Origin of the sequence: Isoalcanivorax indicus (genome assembly GCF_003259185.1) — a bacterium.
Classification (GTDB): Bacteria; Pseudomonadota; Gammaproteobacteria; order Pseudomonadales; family Alcanivoracaceae; genus Isoalcanivorax; species Isoalcanivorax indicus.
On the sequence record NZ_QGMP01000003.1, the window covers coordinates 168,262 to 183,160 of the forward strand.

General features: G+C 63.9%; 16 protein-coding genes and 1 other RNA gene. 11 read left to right on the plus strand and 6 right to left on the minus strand.

Annotated features, from left to right (window positions below):
- From DKW65_RS14240 to DKW65_RS14260, 5 genes are read left to right on the plus strand one after another with little or no spacing between them, the layout of a single operon-like run.
- Positions 1-393: a response regulator gene (locus DKW65_RS14240; protein ID WP_111658086.1), complete on the plus strand. Its 393-nt coding sequence runs from the start codon at positions 1-3 to the stop codon at positions 391-393.
- Position 394: 1 nt separating this feature from the next.
- On the plus strand, positions 395-796 hold the full coding sequence (locus DKW65_RS14245) for a response regulator transcription factor (RefSeq protein ID WP_245932525.1): 402 nt from the start codon (positions 395-397) through the stop codon (positions 794-796).
- Positions 793-2,004 carry a YaiO family outer membrane beta-barrel protein gene (locus tag DKW65_RS14250; protein ID WP_111658088.1) on the plus strand — a complete coding sequence of 404 codons (1,212 nt, stop codon included), beginning with the start codon at positions 793-795 and terminating at the stop codon, positions 2,002-2,004. Before DKW65_RS14245 ends, DKW65_RS14250 begins: the two co-directional genes overlap by 4 nt.
- On the plus strand, positions 1,961-3,043 hold the full coding sequence (locus tag DKW65_RS14255) for a HEAT repeat domain-containing protein (protein ID WP_111658089.1): 1,083 nt from the start codon (positions 1,961-1,963) through the stop codon (positions 3,041-3,043). The genes DKW65_RS14250 and DKW65_RS14255 overlap by 44 nt, the downstream gene beginning before the upstream one ends.
- On the plus strand, positions 3,043-4,512 hold the full coding sequence (locus DKW65_RS14260; RefSeq protein WP_111658090.1) for a glycosyltransferase family 2 protein: 1,470 nt from the start codon (positions 3,043-3,045) through the stop codon (positions 4,510-4,512). Before DKW65_RS14255 ends, DKW65_RS14260 begins: the two co-directional genes overlap by 1 nt.
- On the opposite strand, the gene DKW65_RS14265 is transcribed toward DKW65_RS14260, so the two are convergent.
- The 3 genes from DKW65_RS14265 to ssrA form a co-directional block, all read right to left on the minus strand.
- On the minus strand, positions 4,467-5,450 hold the full coding sequence (locus tag DKW65_RS14265) for an LLM class flavin-dependent oxidoreductase (protein ID WP_111658091.1): 984 nt from the start codon (positions 5,448-5,450) through the stop codon (positions 4,467-4,469). The genes DKW65_RS14260 and DKW65_RS14265 overlap by 46 nt on opposite strands.
- Positions 5,451-5,490: 40 nt before the next feature.
- The gene (locus DKW65_RS14270; RefSeq protein ID WP_245932526.1) at positions 5,491-6,633 is read right to left on the minus strand and encodes a Fic family protein; all 1,143 of its coding nucleotides are present in this window, start codon (positions 6,631-6,633) and stop codon (positions 5,491-5,493) included.
- Positions 6,634-6,938: 305 nt separating this feature from the next.
- Positions 6,939-7,295: a transfer-messenger RNA gene (gene ssrA / locus DKW65_RS14275) on the minus strand.
- A gap of 240 nt (positions 7,296-7,535) precedes the next feature.
- Between ssrA and DKW65_RS14280 the strand changes: the two genes are divergently transcribed.
- On the plus strand, positions 7,536-7,796 hold the full coding sequence (locus tag DKW65_RS14280) for a hypothetical protein (protein WP_111658093.1): 261 nt from the start codon (positions 7,536-7,538) through the stop codon (positions 7,794-7,796).
- Between the two features lie 60 nt (positions 7,797-7,856).
- Here DKW65_RS14280 and smpB read toward each other — a convergent pair whose 3' ends face one another.
- Positions 7,857-8,333 (minus strand): SsrA-binding protein SmpB, encoded by a 477-nt coding sequence (gene smpB, locus DKW65_RS14285; protein WP_111658094.1) that lies wholly within the window; start codon positions 8,331-8,333, stop codon positions 7,857-7,859.
- Between the two features lie 146 nt (positions 8,334-8,479).
- Between smpB and DKW65_RS14290 the strand changes: the two genes are divergently transcribed.
- Together DKW65_RS14290 and DKW65_RS14295 are read left to right on the plus strand one after the other, a co-directional pair.
- The gene (locus DKW65_RS14290) at positions 8,480-9,973 is read left to right on the plus strand and encodes a sodium-dependent transporter (protein ID WP_111658095.1); all 1,494 of its coding nucleotides are present in this window, start codon (positions 8,480-8,482) and stop codon (positions 9,971-9,973) included.
- Entirely contained in the window at positions 9,966-10,262 is a 297-nt protein-coding gene (locus DKW65_RS14295) for an RnfH family protein (RefSeq protein ID WP_111658096.1), read from the plus strand. Before DKW65_RS14290 ends, DKW65_RS14295 begins: the two co-directional genes overlap by 8 nt.
- Before the next feature lie 23 nt (positions 10,263-10,285).
- On the opposite strand, the gene DKW65_RS14300 is transcribed toward DKW65_RS14295, so the two are convergent.
- The gene (locus DKW65_RS14300; RefSeq protein WP_162925889.1) at positions 10,286-10,780 is read right to left on the minus strand and encodes an outer membrane protein assembly factor BamE; all 495 of its coding nucleotides are present in this window, start codon (positions 10,778-10,780) and stop codon (positions 10,286-10,288) included.
- Positions 10,781-10,881: 101 nt separating this feature from the next.
- Between DKW65_RS14300 and fur the strand changes: the two genes are divergently transcribed.
- Positions 10,882-11,289 (plus strand): ferric iron uptake transcriptional regulator, encoded by a 408-nt coding sequence (fur, locus tag DKW65_RS14305; RefSeq protein ID WP_111658098.1) that lies wholly within the window; start codon positions 10,882-10,884, stop codon positions 11,287-11,289.
- Positions 11,290-11,301: 12 nt separating this feature from the next.
- On the opposite strand, the gene recN is transcribed toward fur, so the two are convergent.
- Positions 11,302-12,981: a DNA repair protein RecN gene (gene recN, locus DKW65_RS14310; protein ID WP_111658099.1), complete on the minus strand. Its 1,680-nt coding sequence runs from the start codon at positions 12,979-12,981 to the stop codon at positions 11,302-11,304.
- A 126-nt stretch (positions 12,982-13,107) separates the two neighbouring features.
- On the opposite strand from recN, the gene hrcA reads away from it, so the two are divergent.
- Both hrcA and grpE read left to right on the plus strand, forming a co-directional pair.
- On the plus strand, positions 13,108-14,160 hold the full coding sequence (hrcA, locus tag DKW65_RS14315) for a heat-inducible transcriptional repressor HrcA (protein WP_111658100.1): 1,053 nt from the start codon (positions 13,108-13,110) through the stop codon (positions 14,158-14,160).
- Positions 14,161-14,257: 97 nt separating this feature from the next.
- Complete coding sequence (grpE, locus tag DKW65_RS14320) at positions 14,258-14,869, plus strand: nucleotide exchange factor GrpE (RefSeq protein WP_111658101.1); 612 nt, start codon at positions 14,258-14,260, stop codon at positions 14,867-14,869.
- Positions 14,870-14,899: the final 30 nt, after the last annotated feature.

The following is a 14,899-nucleotide window of genomic DNA, read 5'->3' on the forward strand; positions in this document are numbered from 1 at the left end:
ATGGCCGAACTCAAACGCATCCTGTATGTGGAAGATGAACCCGATATTCGCGCCGTTGCAGAACTGGCGCTGGAGACCGTGGGTGGCTTTGAACTGTGCAGTTGCCACAATGGCGAGGATGCCCTGCGCAAGGCGGAAGCGTTTGCGCCGCAGTTGATGATTCTGGACGTGATGATGCCCGGCATGGATGGGCCGACCACGCTGGCGGCGTTGCATGAAGTGCCTGCGCTGGCGACGGTGCCCGCCGTGTTCATGACGGCCAAGGTGCAACCCGATGAAGTGAGCCAGTTGCTGGCGCTGGGGGCGCTGGAAGTGATTGCCAAACCGTTTGATCCCATGCAGCTGGCCCAGCGCGTACGCATTATCTGGGATGCGCATCAGTTGGGGAGATAACGTGACGGAACCGTTGGTATTGCTGGTGGAAGATGACCCGCTGGTAGGCGAGCTGCTGGAGTATCTGCTCGGGCGTGAGGGGTTTGCTGTCCACTGGTCGCGGGATGGGCGCGCGGCCCATGAGCAGATTGCCTCGGGCCGGGCATTCGCCGGCGCCGTCCTGGATGTCATGTTGCCCTACGTGGATGGCTACTCGCTGGTGCGTCAGTTGCGTGACAGCGAGGCGCACGCGGGCATACCGATCCTGATGCTGACAGCCCGTGCCCAGGAACAGGATGTGGTACGGGCACTGGATCTCGGCGCGGACGATTATCTGGTCAAGCCGTTCCAGCCCGGCGAGCTGACCGCACGACTCAGGCGCCTGATGAAGCGCCGTGACACGCCAGGGAGACACGCCACATGAAACAGTGTCTGGCAGTGTTGCTGCTGTGTGGGTGGTCGGCGCTGGCGCAGGCGGCCTGGCAGGCGCAGGTGCGTGACACGGTCGCCGATCATGATCTGCATCGGGCGCGCGCTCAGGTGGAAGCGGTGTTGCGGGCGCGGCCGGACGACCCGGCAGCGCGTCTGTGGCAGGCGCGCATCGATGCCCTGCTCAACGATCATGCGCTGTCGCGCGCCCGCTTTGACGCCCTGCTCGCGGACTATCCCGAGGATGTGGATATCCGCTTTGCTTCCGCGCAGCAGTATGCCTGGCAGGGCAATACCGACGCGGCGCTGGACGAGTTGGCCGTGGCCCGTTCGCTGGCGCCGGATTACGCCAGTGTCTGGGCGTTCGAACTGCAGGTGTTGCAGGCGCGTGCCCGTGACACGCGCGATCCGGCCCATGTCAGCGCCTACGCCCGGCGACATCGCGAGGCCCGCGAGCGGGTGCCGGAAGTGGCCGAGGCCTGGCCCGAAGAGGCGCTGCCGCCCTTCAGCTGGCGCCGCCGCCGGGTGCTGGATATCGGCTATGAAGAAGATTACCTCAGCGGCGACCGTGATGACTGGCGTGGTGCGGACATCGGCCTGCAATGGCAGGACAGCCGTGATCGGCTCTGGTACACCCGGGCGCGGCACACACGGCGTTTTGATCAGGACGACATGGAGGGCAACCTGGGGGTCTATCTGCCCATGGGGCGCCAGCGCCAGTTGCAACTGGATGCCACCTACAGCGACACAGCCCGCATCCGCCCGCAATGGTCTGCCTACGCTGGCTTCTACTGGATGCCACATCCGCGCTGGGGAGTGCAGCCGGGCATGCGGCGCACCCATTACGAGGACAGCGACAGCACCACGGCCAGCCTGCTGACCGAGCATTACCGGGGACAATGGCGTTACGCCTACACTTTTTTCTTCACCCGGCTGGATGGCGGCGGCACGGCGCCCGCGCACGTACTGGATGCGCGGCGTTATTACCGTGATACCAGCCATGTGGGGGCCGCCGTGGGCATCGGCAAGGACATCGAATCCCTGCCAACCGGGGAGCTGGTCACCGATGTGCTCGGCGTCTCTGTCTTCGGTGAGCATTTTCTTGACCCGGACTGGAGCGTGACCTGGCGCCTGGGCTGGACAGAACAGGGAGATCTGTATGAGCGCAGCGGCTGGCGGCTGGGGCTCCGCTATCGGTTCTGACCCGGCATTGCTGGCCGTGCTGCTGGCCGGGGCGGGGTTGCTGTCCAGTACCCTGCTGATGCTGCTGGCGACGGTCTGGTTGCACTGGCGGCACGGCCGCCAGGATGCCCGCACCGCCGCCCTGCGCCGTGACTGGACCCCTCGTCTGTTCAACCTGTTGACGGCCGCCCCTGGTCAGCGTCAGGCGCCGTTGCCATCCGTGGCCAGGCGTGATTTGCCCTTGCTGGTTGGTCTGTGCAATGCCCTTCAGGACACGGTGCGCGGCGTGTCCCTCGATCCGCTGCATGATCTGGCCCGTCAGCTTGATCTGCTGCCGCACCTGCGCCGCTGGCTGCGCAGCGGCAACACGGATCGTCGTCTGGATGCCCTGACCTGTCTGGGTCATCTGCGCATTCATGACGCCTGGCCCGATGTGCTGCAATATCTCGATGACCGGGACAGCGTCATGAGCCTGACCGCCGCGCGGGCGCTGGTCGCCATCGACGCCGAGCGCGGGCTGCCGGAAATCCTCCAGCGACTCAATCGCCCCGACTGGTCCAAGAGCCGGGTCAGCGCACTGTTGAAAGAAGTGCCCGCCAATGTTCTGGCACGTCACCTGGGCGCGCGGTTCGAGCGCCTTGATGCGGTGGCACTGCGCAAGCTGATTCGCATTGCCGACAGCCTGCAGCCCGGCCAGGTCGACAGCCTGTTGCGCCAGGCCTGTGAACGCTTTCCCGAGGACCCGGAGCTGCGCAGCGCCGTATGCGCCTGCGCGGACGGCCCGCAGTGGCTGGGCATGATTCGCGCCGCCGTGACCGACCCGGTATGGATCGTGCGCGTGCAGGCGGTGCAGGCGCTTGGCCGTCTTGGCGATACCCGCGACCGGGCCCTGCTGGCGACGCGCCTGAGCGATCCGGTCTGGTGGGTGCGTTACCGCGCCGCCCAGGCCCTGCTGGCGCTGCCGGGGGCCGAGCGCCGTGATCTGGAAACCCTGGCCGCGGCGCATGACCAGCCGCAGGTGCGCGAGATACTCGCCCATGTCCTGTCGGAGCCCGACTGATGAGCCTGTTTGAAGACCTGCTTGCCGCACTGCCGGGGGACCGCCTCATCGTCTGGGCGCAGTGGTTCTTTCTGAGCTACTTCATCGCGCTGGCACTGGGCTACCTGATGCTCAACCTGATGGCGCTGTCGGCCATCGGCAAGCACACCCGCGCGGCCCGCGCCGAGTACCTGCCACGCCCCTATCATGCCTTCCTGCCACCGATATCGGTGCTGGTGCCCGCCTATAACGAAGAGGCCAACATCACCTCGTCCGTGCAGGCCATGCTGCAACTGGCCTATCCCGAGCACGAAGTGGTGGTGATCAACGACGGCTCGCGGGACAACACCCTGGCGGTCCTGCAGCGGGACTTTGATCTGTACAAGGTGCCGGAAACCGCCGATGCGTCGTTGCAGACCGCTATGGTGCGCGGCGTCTACCGTTCACGAAGCCAGCCCCTGCTGCGCGTGATCGACAAGGAGAACGGCGGCAAGGCCGATGCCCTGAATGCCGGCATCAATTACAGCCGTTACCCGCTGTTCTGCGGCGTGGATGCCGACTCCATCATCCAGCGCGACAGCCTGCTGCGCATCGTTCGCATGTTTGTCGATGATCCCGACACGATCGCGGCCGGTGGCACCGTGCGCATTGCCAACGGCAGCGAGGTGGACGCCGGCAACCTGTTGCAGGCGCGGCTGCCGAAGCGCTGGTTGCCGCTGATGCAGATCATCGAGTACCTGCGCGCCTTCATGTTTGGCCGCCTGGGCTGGGAGCCCCTGAATGCCCTGCTGATTATCAGCGGGGCCTTTGGCGTGTTCCGCAAAAGCGTGGTGGTGGAAGTGGGTGGCTACCGGCACAAGTCCATCGGCGAAGACATGGAGCTGGTGGTGCGCCTGCACCGGCACATGCGCCTCAACCGGCGCCGCTACCGGATTCATTTTCTGCCCGACCCGGTGTGCTGGACCGAAGCCCCCGAAGACCTGGCGACATTGCGTTCGCAGCGCATTCGCTGGCAACGCGGCTTGCTGGAAAGCCTGTCCGCCAACAGCACGCTGTGCTGCCATCCCCGTGGCGGCACCGTGGGCTGGCTGGCCTTTCCGTTCATGCTGATCTTCGAGGCCATCGGCCCGTTACTCGAGCTGGGCGGCTATCTGTTTGTGATCGTCATGGCATTGACCGGCGCCTTGAGCCCGGCCTGGATCATTGCCTTTTTACTGGTGGCTATCGGCCTGGGCATCCTGATGTCCGTGCTGGCCCTGCTGCTGGAAGAGCTGTCATTCCGCATCTATCCCGGCAAGCGCTCCATCCTGCGATTGTTCGGGGCTGCCCTGGCGGAGAATCTCGGCTATCGCCAGCTCAACACCTGGTGGCGCGTGCGCGGCACCTGGCAATGGCTGCGCGGCAAGCAGGCCAAATGGGGCGACATGAAACGCAGCGGCAGCCTTCAGCGCGCTGCGATCAACTCGAAAGAGCGCAACCGCGACGCATGATCGTAAATGTCGGACACGATCATCAATTCATCGGCCTGCGTTTCCGCGGCCAATGCATCGAGCCCGGCATGCACGGTCTCCGGCGTGCCAATGATCGAGCGCGCCAGCATCTGGGCGGCCTGCATTCTTTCCCGCGGTGACCAGTACTGATCGATGTCATCAATGGGCGGCTGACTCAGCAAGCGCGCACCGCGCAACAGGTTGGTGAACGACATCTGCTGCGTGGTGGCCAGCCGACGTGCTTGCTGCTCCGAATCCGCCGCAATCACATTGACGCCGACAATGGCGTAAGGCTCGGACAACTGCGCGGAGGGCTTGAAGCGGTGGCGATACAACGCCAGCGCCTCCATCAGCTGCTGCGGCGCAAAATGCGACGCGAAGGCATAAGGCAAACCGAACTCCGCCGCCAGCGCCGCACCAAAGGTGCTGGAGCCGAGAATCCACAGCGGCACCTGCGTGCCCGCGCCCGGCACCGCCTGAATCGCTTGCCCGGGTTGCGTCGGCCCGAGCAATGCCTGCAGCGCCTGCACATCCTCCGGAAAACGGTCCGACGCGGCCGGCGTGCGGCGCAACGCATGCAGCGTATTCTGGTCCGTCCCCGGCGCCCGCCCCAGCCCCAGATCAATCCGGTCCGGGTAGAGGTGCGCCAGGGTGCCGAACTGCTCCGCAATCACCAGCGGCGAATGATTGGGCAGCATGATGCCGCCCGCACCGACACGAATATGCCGGGTGCCCGCCGCCACATGACTGATCACCAGCGACGTCGCCGCACTGGCGATACTCTCCATATTGTGATGCTCGGCCACCCAGAAACGCTGGTAGCCCCATTGCTCCGCATGAGCCGCCAGATCCCGGGCATTGTCCAGCGCCTGCCGCACGCTGCCGTCTTCGGTGACGCGGACCAGGTCGAGGATGGAAAGGCGGGCAGGGTGGGGCATTGGAGTCTCCGTCAATTCAGTGAACCAGCTTGCGGGGGCATCAGCGTTCCGGCAGTTCCGTTCCCCGGTTCATGATGTCCACGTACTCATGGTAGCTGAACAATCGGTTGCGCTTCTGCGCAGTGAGTTCACGTACCACACCCAGCCTTTCGAGGTTGGCCAGCGACTTGTTGACGGTGGCAGGCGTCAGGCCGGTTTTCTCTACCAGCGAGTTCGAGGTGGCGAGCGGATGCTCCATCAAGGCCCGGTGGATCTGCAGGGCAGAAGATGCGGCGCGGCCCAGTGTGTTGATCCGGTCGCGGTCCTGCTTCGACAGGGCCACGAGTTGTTGCGCGGTCTCTACGGCCTGCGTGGCGGTGACGATCACTGCCTCAGCGAAGAAATCGAGCCAGGCTTCCCAATCGCCCGTCTCGCGAACCTTGTTAAGCAGTTCGTAGTAGTAGCGGCGGTGTGTCTTGAAGTAGAGACTCAGGTAGAGCATCGGCTCGCGCAGCACCTGCTGCTCGCACAGCAGCAACGTGATCAGCAGACGTCCCACACGACCGTTGCCGTCCAGGAAAGGGTGGATGGTCTCGAACTGGACATGGGCCAGCGCCGCCTTGAGCAGCACCGGGGTGGGTTCCGGCTGATCATTCAGGAATCGTTCGAGTTGGCTCATGCATTCCAGTACCGCCTCAGCTGGCGGCGGCACGAAGGCCGCGTTGCCGGGTCGGGTGCCGCCGATCCAGTTCTGACTGCGCCGGAACGCCCCCGGCGTCAATGTGCTGCCGCGGCCCCTGGCCAGCAGGGTGCCATGCACTTCCCGGATCAATCGCAGTGATAGTGGCAGCCCGTCCTTCAGCAGTTGAAGGCCGTGGTTGAGGGCGGCCACGTAGTTGCTTACTTCGCGCACGTCATCCAGCGGTGCGCCGGGAGCTTCGTCCAGTTCGAACAGCAGAAGGTCGGACAGTGAGGATTGGGTGCCTTCGATCATTGACGACAGCACCGCCTCCTTGCGCACGTACATGTAAATGAACAGCGAGGTATCAGGCAGCAGCACGGATACGCTGTCCAGTCGGCCCAGTGCCAACAGCGCCTGATCGAACTTGTTGCGCAGTTCCGGCGTCCAGTCGACAGGCGGGGCAGGAGGCAACGGAGCAGGCACGAAGGCCCGCGCCCTCTCACCCACCGTCGAAATGGTCACGTATTGTCCCTGGATATCCCGTCTCATCTGCGTAGTGGCAACCTAAAATAGGGGTGTTTTTAATTATACCATAACCCAATAAGGTAAAATAAGGTGCGCTCTGGATGCAAGGCAAACCCGTATGCGTTCCAGCTTCATGCGTGGGTAGATGCCCCGTTTATCTCCATCATCAAGAACACGGGCGAGGGCATCTCGCGCTTCCTCTGGTGCCGAGAAGTCATCGGTGACGTGATCCGTCATTGAATAGGTGCGGCCTGTTTTCAGGCAACAAAAAAGCCGTCTTGCGACGGCTTTTTTGTTTGGTTTGGTGGAGCCGGCGGGAATCGAACCCGCGTCCGTCAGCAATCCACCTGCAGGTCTACATGCTTATCCCAGTTTATTGATTTGAGTGACTGCAGCCCAACGGGCAGGACGCAGACACCGAGCCCCTAAAGGTTTTAACAGCGCAATCCGGGGCGGACGTTGCTGCGATCCCGTGTAGCTATGCCGGTCGCGCTTCCCCACGGGCTGGGTCGCTTGACCGTTGGCAGGCCTTAGGCCGCCAGTGCGTAAGTATCGTCGTTTGCGATTACTTTAGTTTGTCACTAAGGATTTACGAGAATCGTGACCTTCTCGGCATGCACCACAGGATTCATAACCGGCGTCGAAACCTTGTCGGCCCCTGTAAGCGTCATTGTACAGGAATATGGGGCCATGGCTCGGGATTTCCAGCCCCGTGGCCCGGGATATTTTGACCTGGATCATCGTGTCATCAACGACTGTAAATTTGGCCCGATATGTTGTCGGACAATCTGACCGAAAAAAGGTGACAAAGTCGATTTCTATCAGATGATACCTTTCGTAACACGCCGGGTAACACCGGACGTAACAGGCAAACGCCATCCTCAATGGAGGAAACAACGATGAAAGCGTATGACAATGTAGAACGTGTGATGAACCGCTGGCCGCTGCTGAGCCGCACCCTGGGCCTGATGCTGGCTCTGGTGGCCTACGCGGCGGGTCTGCTGGCTGTGGATGCCGCCACCGGCGATGCGCGCATGCCGATCGTCCTGTTCGCGGTCTTCTTCCTGCCTGCGGTACTGCGGGCCTGGTTGCTGGTGTACTGGCAAGTGCGGGACGACCTGCGCGGGCGCTTCAGCCGCCTGGATCGCGGCAACGCCTGAAGGCGGGTAGCGCCTGAAGTGAGCTGAGCAGACGGCAGTGCTGTGGTCTCTTGCAGTGACCTAGCGCTGCCGCATGATCCGCTGCTTCTGGCGGTTCCAGTCGCGCTCTTTCTCGGTGGCGCGCTTGTCGAACTTCTGCTTGCCCTTCGCCAGGGCAATTTCCAGCTTGGCGCGGCCCCGGCTCCAGTACAGGCTCAGGGGCACGCAGGTATAACCTTCCTTTTGCACGCCGGCAAAGATGCGGCCCAGTTCGCGCTGGTGCAGCAGCAGCTTGCGCAGGCGCAGCGGGTCCGGGTTGATGTGCGTGCTGGCGGTGCCCAGCGGCTCGATCCGGCAGCCGAACAGCCACGCTTCCCCGTCTTTCAGGGTGATATACGCCTCTGACAGGTTACAGCGGCCGTCACGCAGGGATTTTACTTCCCAGCCTTCCAGCACCAGTCCTGCCTCGAAGCGGTCATCCAGATGATAGTCGTGGCGCGCCTTGCGGTTGACCGCAATATTGGCAATGCCCGACTTGGCTTTTTTCGGTGTCGTCATGGGGGCGGCAGTATACCTGATTGACACGGAAATGCTGCTCCCCTCTCGGGTGGGCAGGGGGTTGGCCTGGTGTTTGCTTGGTGTTTGCTTGAGCCGCCGGGGTAAAGTCGGGAAAATGGCCGCTTTCGCGCAAGCAGGAACAGGGCATGACGAAGGACTACAAGCCAGTGCACGGCATCTGGGCCAGCCGCTGGGTATTCATTCTGGCGGCCACCGGTTCGGCGGTGGGGTTGGGGAATATCTGGAAATTTCCCTATATGGCCGGAGATAACGGTGGCGCGGCCTTTGTACTGATCTACCTGGTCTGTATCGCGCTGGTCGGTGTGCCGATCATGATTGCCGAGGTCATGCTGGGGCGCCGTGGCGGGCTCAGCCCCATTCACTCCATGGCCAAACTGGCCCGCGACGCGGGGGTCAGCCAGCGCTGGAGCGCGGTGGGCGGCCTGGGCGCGCTGGCCGGTTTCTTCCTGTTGTCCCTGTACACGGTGATCGCGGGCTGGGCGCTGTTCTATATCTGGGAAATGGCCAGTGGCGCGTTGCAAGGCGCAGACGCCGCCCGGGTGACGGACACCTATGACGGGCTCAAGGCCAATGTCTGGGTCATGGTGGGCTGCCACACGGCGTTCATGTTCATGACCATGGCGGTGGTCGCGCGCGGGGTGAACAAGGGGCTGGAGGCGGCGGTGCGCATCCTCATGCCGCTGTTGTTCGTGCTGCTGCTGGTCCTGCTGGTCTACTCCGCCACCACCGATGGCTTCATGCCAGCAGTGAACTTCCTGTTCCGGTTCGATGCGTCCGCGTTTTCGGTGACCGCCATACTGCTGGCGCTGGGGCATGCGTTCTTCACGCTCAGCCTGGGGCTGGGCGCCATCATGGCCTACGGTGCCTACATGCCCCGCGAGGTGACCGACAAGCGCACGGGCCAGCGCAAGCCGGTTTCCATCGGCTCCACGGTCTTTACCATCGCCGGGCTGGATACGCTGATTGCGCTGGTCGCCGGTCTGGTGATCTTCCCGATCGTGTTCGCCAACGGCCTGGCGCCGGATGAAGGGCCGGGGCTGATGTTTGTGACCCTGCCGCTGGCGTTCGCCAATATCCCGTTCGGCATGTTGCTGGGCACCGTGTTCTTTGTGTTGCTGGTGTGCGCGGCCTGGACGTCATCGATCTCCCTGGGGGAGCCGCTGGTGGCCTGGATGGTCGAGAACGGCTGGAAGCGCTGGACCGCCAGCCTGACCATCGGTGCCTCGGCCTGGTTCCTGGGGCTGGGCACGGTGCTGTCGTTCAATCACTGGGCCGAGGTCACGCTGTTCGGGCGCACCTTCTTCGGCAATCTGGAATTCCTCACCATCAATATCATGCTGCCGCTGGGCGGCCTGCTGATTGCCATCTTTGCGGGCTGGATCATGAAGGAGACCCATGCGCGCAAGGAGCTGGCCATGAAGCGCTTCGGCCTCTATATGGCCTGGCGCGCCATGATCCGGATCTTCGCGCCGCTGGCGGTGATCGCGATCTTCATCTTCGTGGCGCTGGTGCAGGACGACGACAGCGACGAGACCGAGGGCGATCCGGTGGTCGAATCGGTCGAGGTGGTGGAGATCATCGAGCCCCCGGAGCAACAGGAGGGCGCTGCCGATGAGTGAAGCGCTGATACAGGTCGAAGTGGCCTATGCGCTGCCGCACAAGCAGCGCCTGATCAGCCTGCGGGTGCCGGCGGGCACCACGGTCTATGATGCTGCGCGCCAGTCCGGTATCGCTGAGGACTTCGAGGCGCTGGATCTGGAGCGGGCGCAGATGGGCATCTTCGGCAAGGTCGAGCCGAACCCGCGCAAGCGGGTGCTGCAGGAGGGCGAGCGGGTGGAGATCTACCGGCCGCTGACGGCGGACCCGAAAGAAACCCGCAAGGCGCGGGCAAAAAAAACGGCCCGTTAAGGGCCGTTTTCGGTATGTGCTGATCAGATGGGCGGCATGCCCGGATCAGTGGGTATCGGGCCAGGCCCTTGCTCAGGCGGCTGGCCGGGCACGGTTTGTGGTCCGTCCTGTTGGGCTTCGCGTTCCTGTTCGCGCAGCTGCTGTTCCAGGTCGCGGTCCTGCTGGCCGGTGACCTTGCTGCGAAAATCCTCGATCACGGCGCCTTCGTGGCGAACATACTGGTCATTCTCGAAGTGCACCACGATCCGCTGGCTGACCTTTTCACCCCGGCCCGGCCGGTACACCATCGGGTAGTACCAGGTGTCCGCCGTAAAGGGGTCACGCAGCGTGGGCTGGCCGAGCACATAGCGCACCTGGTCTGGCGTCATGCCAGGCTCCAGTTGGGCCAGCATGTCCTCGGTCACGAAATTGCCCTGCGGGATATCAATGCGGTAAACCCCGGGAAAACGCAGGGTTTCGCAGGCGCTGAGCAGCAGGGTGCCCGCGAGCAACAGGGTGAAGACAGTTTTATTTCGCATGCTTTTTGGATTTCCCATAAGTTCGGGCGATAATACAGACTTGTTTCGGGGACACAAGGTTCCTGCCCGCGCCCCGGCGCTTCGCACCAAGGAGAAAGACGTTGGACAATCATGATCTGCGAAAGGCCGGCCTGAAGGTCACTCTGCCCCGGGTAAAGATCCTGCAGCAGCTCGAAGGGTCGGCAGAGCGCCATATGAGCGCCGAAGACATCTACAAGGCACTGATGGAAGCCGGTGAGGATGTTGGCCTGGCCACGGTCTACCGGGTGCTGACCCAGTTCGAGCAGGCCGGTATTGTCATGCGCCACAACTTCGAGGGCGGTTCGGCCGTATTCGAGCTGGCCGACGAGGGCCACCACGATCACATGGTCTGCCTGGATACCGGCACGGTCATCGAGTTCCTGGACCCGGAGATCGAGAAGCGCCAGAAAATCATCGCCGAGGAACAGGGCTATGATCTGGTCGATCACTCCCTGGTGCTTTACGTTCGCCCGAAAAAGAAGCAGTAGCCCCGTCCCGGGTCAGGCGTCGTGACTGGCGCGCTGGCCGTTCTCCAGCATTTCGCGGGCATGTGCCAGCGTCGAATCCGTGATCTCCACACCGCCGAGCATCCGCGCCAGTTCGCTGGTGCGGTCATCGTGCGCCAGTGACTGGATGCGCGTGCGGGTGTCCTTGCGGGTCTGTTGCTTGTGCACATGCCAGTGCTGGTGCCCCAGTGCCGCTACCTGCGGCTGGTGGGTAATGCACAGCACCTGGGCATGGCTGCCGAGTTCACGCAGCAGGCGGCCGACGATTTCGGCCACACCGCCACCCACTCCGACATCCACTTCATCGAACACCAGGCTGGGCACGGTCAGCGCGCGGGCACAGATCACCTGAATGGCCAGGCTGATGCGCGACAGTTCCCCGCCCGAGGCCACCTTGGCGAGCGGGCGCAGCGGTTGCCCCGTGTTGGCGGTAAACACGAACTCGACCGTCTCGTTGCCGTCCGGCCCCGGCTCGCCCGGGGTCAGCGGGATCTCCAGACGCGCGCCGCGCATGCCCAGCGCTTTCAGGTGGCTGATCACACCGGTGGCCAGTTCCGGGCCTTTGCTGCGGCGCAGGTCGCTGAGCTGACGCGCGGCCGCATCGTAGTGGCTGCGCGCCTGCTGTTCGGCCTGTTCCAGAGCGGCCAGGTGATCGTCGTAGTGCGCCAGCGTATGCGCTTCCTCGCGCAACTGCTGGTGCCGCTGCCAGAGTTCTTCCGGCCGCACGCGGTGCTTGCGCGCCAGGGTGTAGACCTGGCTCAGGCGCTCTTCGACCTGCGCCAGACGCTCCGGGTCTACATCCAGCCGGTCCAGATAATGACGCAGGTCGTCGGCGGCGGCTTCCACTTGCAAGCGCGCCGATTCCACGGTGCTGAGCACCGTCGCCAGGCTGCTGTCTTCATGGCTGGCGTCGCCCAGCCAGCCCAGGGCCTGGCCAAGCTGGTCGTTGATGGTGCCTTCGTCGTGTTCATACAGCAGCGCCAGGCTCTGCTGGCACAGGCGAATGAGTTCGTCTGCACTGCCCAGGCGCTTCTGTTCGGCTTCCAGTTCGCCCAGTTCCTGCTCGCCCAGAGAGAGCGCCTCAAGTTCTTCCAGTTGGAAGCGCAGCAGTTCCTCGCGTTCGTGCTGCTCACGGGACTGGCCCAGCGCCTCCTCATGGGCGCGGCGCGCCTTCTGCCAGTGGCGCCAGCTGCGGCGCACGTCGCTGGCGGCCTCGCTGGCGCCGGCATAGCTGTCCAGCAGGTCGCGCTGGGCCTCACGGCGCAACAGGGCCTGGTGCTCGTGCTGGCTGTGAATGCTGATCAGCAGATCGCCCAGGGCGCGCACTTCCTGCAAGGGCATGGCGCTACCGTTGATGAAAGCGCGCGAGCGGCCATCAGGGCGCACAGTACGGCGCAGCAGGCAGTCGTCGCCGTCGTCCAGTTCACGTTCCGCCAGCCAGGCGCGGGCAGCCGGGTTGTCGCGCAGGTCGAAGGTGGCCTGCACCTCGGCGCGCTCGGCGTCGGGGCGCACCACGGCGCTGTCGGCGCGTTCACCCAGCGCCAGCCCCAGCGCGTCGATAATGACGGACTTGCCAGCGCCGGTCTCGCCGGTGATGACGGTCAGGCCCTTGCCGGGTTCCAGCTCCAGGCTGTCCACGGTGGCAAAGTTGACGACATTGAGGTGCGTGAGCATGGGCGGCTCCCTGGGCTATGATGTTGGCCTGCGATGCGGGCCTGCACGATTGATAGTACTGTCCGCAAGGACAGTGGTGATAATAGGCAATTCCGGGGCGCTTGATAAGCCCCTATGATATGAGCCATGCCTGAATACGAACTGAACGAGCGCAAGCAACGCCTGCTGATGGCCCTGGTGGAGCGACACATCCGCGAGGGCCAGCCCGTGGGCTCCAAGACGCTGGCCGCCAGCGGCTCGCTGACCGGCAGCCCGGCGACGATCCGCAACATCATGGCCGAGCTCGAGGATCTGGGGGTGCTGTACAGCCCGCACACCTCTGCCGGACGGGTGCCCACCGAGCTGGGTTACCGTCTTTATGTGGACGCCCTGCTGCGCTCCGCGCCCATGAACCAGCCACAGAACAGCACCCTGAAGCAGGAGCTGGAGCAGATGATTCGTCCGGATCAGTCGCCCCAGGAACTGGTGCATCGTGCGTCGCGGGCCCTGGCCGAACTGACGCGCATGGCCGGGGTGGTCGTGGTGCCGCGCCGTGACGTCAGCACCCTGCGTCAGGTGGAATTCCTGCCGCTCTCGGGGGACCGCGTGCTGGTAGTGCTGGTGGTCAACCGGGCTGAAGTGCAGAACCGGGTCATTCATACCGACCGCGCCTACACCCAGGAAGAACTGCGCCAGGCGGCCAATTACATCAATCGCACCTATGCCGGCTGCAACCTGGACCAGATCTGCGATGGCCTGCTGTCGACCATGGGCAGCGACAAGGACCAGATGGATGCGCTCATGCAGACGGCCATGGATGTGGCGGCCAAGGCGCTCAAGCCGGAGGCCGCCGACGACGGCGATTACGTGGTCTCCGGCGAGGCCAATCTGCTCGGCATGGCTCAGGCCGACAATCTGGACAAGATGCGCGACCTGTTCGATGCCTTCAACCGCAAGCGTGACATCCTGCACCTGCTGGAGCGCAGCATGCGGGCCGACGGGGTGCAGATCTTCATTGGCCGCGAGGCCGGCTTCCAGGTGTTCGACGAAGTGTCCATGGTGTCGGCGCCCTATCAGGCCGATACCGGAACGGTCGGCGTGCTGGCGGTGGTCGGTCCTACGCGCATGGATTACGAGAAAGTCATCCCCACCGTGGACATCACCGCGCGTATCCTGTCGGCCACTCTGGGCAAGTTCTGAGGCGCCATCGATCCCGGTGCCCTTGAATCCCGCGCTCGAGTTCCCATATCGTTGCCACCCTTTCAAGACCTAGTCCGTTAAGAAATCGGAGCATGTGATGAGTGACCAGGACAGATCCCCGAATCCTGAGCAGGACGCCGCGCAGAAGCAGGCGGAAGAGGTCGCCCGCGAGGCGGTAGAGCAGGCCCGCGCCGACGAGGTGGAGGCGGCCCCCGAGGAGGCCTCCGGGCGTGATCCGGAGGCCGAGCTGGCAGCGCTGCGCGATGAGCTGGCGCAGGCGCGCAAGGCACTGGGCGAGGCTGACCTGCGGGCTCAGGCCGAGATCCAGAACATGCGCCGACGTGTCGAGCGCGACGTGGAAGCCGCACACAAGTACGCCCTGGAGAAGTTTGCCGCTGAGGTGATTACGGTGGCCGATTCCCTGGAGCGGGCGCTCACCAGCCTGGATGCGGACAACGAAGCGCTGGCCCCGGCCCGTGAAGGCACCGAATTGACCTTGAAGGTGCTGCTGGACGTGTTCGGTCGCTTCAATATTGCCCAGATTGATCCGAAGGGTGAGACCTTCAATCCGGAGCAGCACGAGGCGATGGCCATGGTGCCGCAGCCCGAGGCGGCCCCGAACAGCGTGATCGACGTGCTGGAAAAGGGCTACACCCTGAATGGACGCCTGCTGCGCCCGGCACGGGTGGTGGTGGCCAGGGCCGAGTGACGGACTGAAAAACCCTTCTTCAGGCAAGGT

What these genes read in the sequence shown, in the direction of transcription:
- hrcA (WP_111658100.1), top strand. Translation starts at nt 13,108, where the DNA reads ATGCCTGAATACGAACTGAACGAGCGCAAGCAACGCCTGCTGATGGCC.
- DKW65_RS14250 (WP_111658088.1), top strand. Translation starts at nt 793, where the DNA reads ATGAAACAGTGTCTGGCAGTGTTGCTGCTGTGTGGGTGGTCGGCGCTG.
- DKW65_RS14300 (WP_162925889.1), bottom strand. Translation starts at nt 10,780, where the DNA reads ATGCGAAATAAAACTGTCTTCACCCTGTTGCTCGCGGGCACCCTGCTG.
- smpB (WP_111658094.1), bottom strand. Translation starts at nt 8,333, where the DNA reads ATGACGACACCGAAAAAAGCCAAGTCGGGCATTGCCAATATTGCGGTC.
- DKW65_RS14280 (WP_111658093.1), top strand. Translation starts at nt 7,536, where the DNA reads ATGAAAGCGTATGACAATGTAGAACGTGTGATGAACCGCTGGCCGCTG.
- DKW65_RS14260 (WP_111658090.1), top strand. Translation starts at nt 3,043, where the DNA reads ATGAGCCTGTTTGAAGACCTGCTTGCCGCACTGCCGGGGGACCGCCTC.
- DKW65_RS14255 (WP_111658089.1), top strand. Translation starts at nt 1,961, where the DNA reads ATGAGCGCAGCGGCTGGCGGCTGGGGCTCCGCTATCGGTTCTGACCCG.
- DKW65_RS14240 (WP_111658086.1), top strand. Translation starts at nt 1, where the DNA reads ATGGCCGAACTCAAACGCATCCTGTATGTGGAAGATGAACCCGATATT.
- DKW65_RS14290 (WP_111658095.1), top strand. Translation starts at nt 8,480, where the DNA reads ATGACGAAGGACTACAAGCCAGTGCACGGCATCTGGGCCAGCCGCTGG.
- DKW65_RS14295 (WP_111658096.1), top strand. Translation starts at nt 9,966, where the DNA reads ATGAGTGAAGCGCTGATACAGGTCGAAGTGGCCTATGCGCTGCCGCAC.
- recN (WP_111658099.1), bottom strand. Translation starts at nt 12,981, where the DNA reads ATGCTCACGCACCTCAATGTCGTCAACTTTGCCACCGTGGACAGCCTG.
- grpE (WP_111658101.1), top strand. Translation starts at nt 14,258, where the DNA reads ATGAGTGACCAGGACAGATCCCCGAATCCTGAGCAGGACGCCGCGCAG.
- DKW65_RS14265 (WP_111658091.1), bottom strand. Translation starts at nt 5,450, where the DNA reads ATGCCCCACCCTGCCCGCCTTTCCATCCTCGACCTGGTCCGCGTCACC.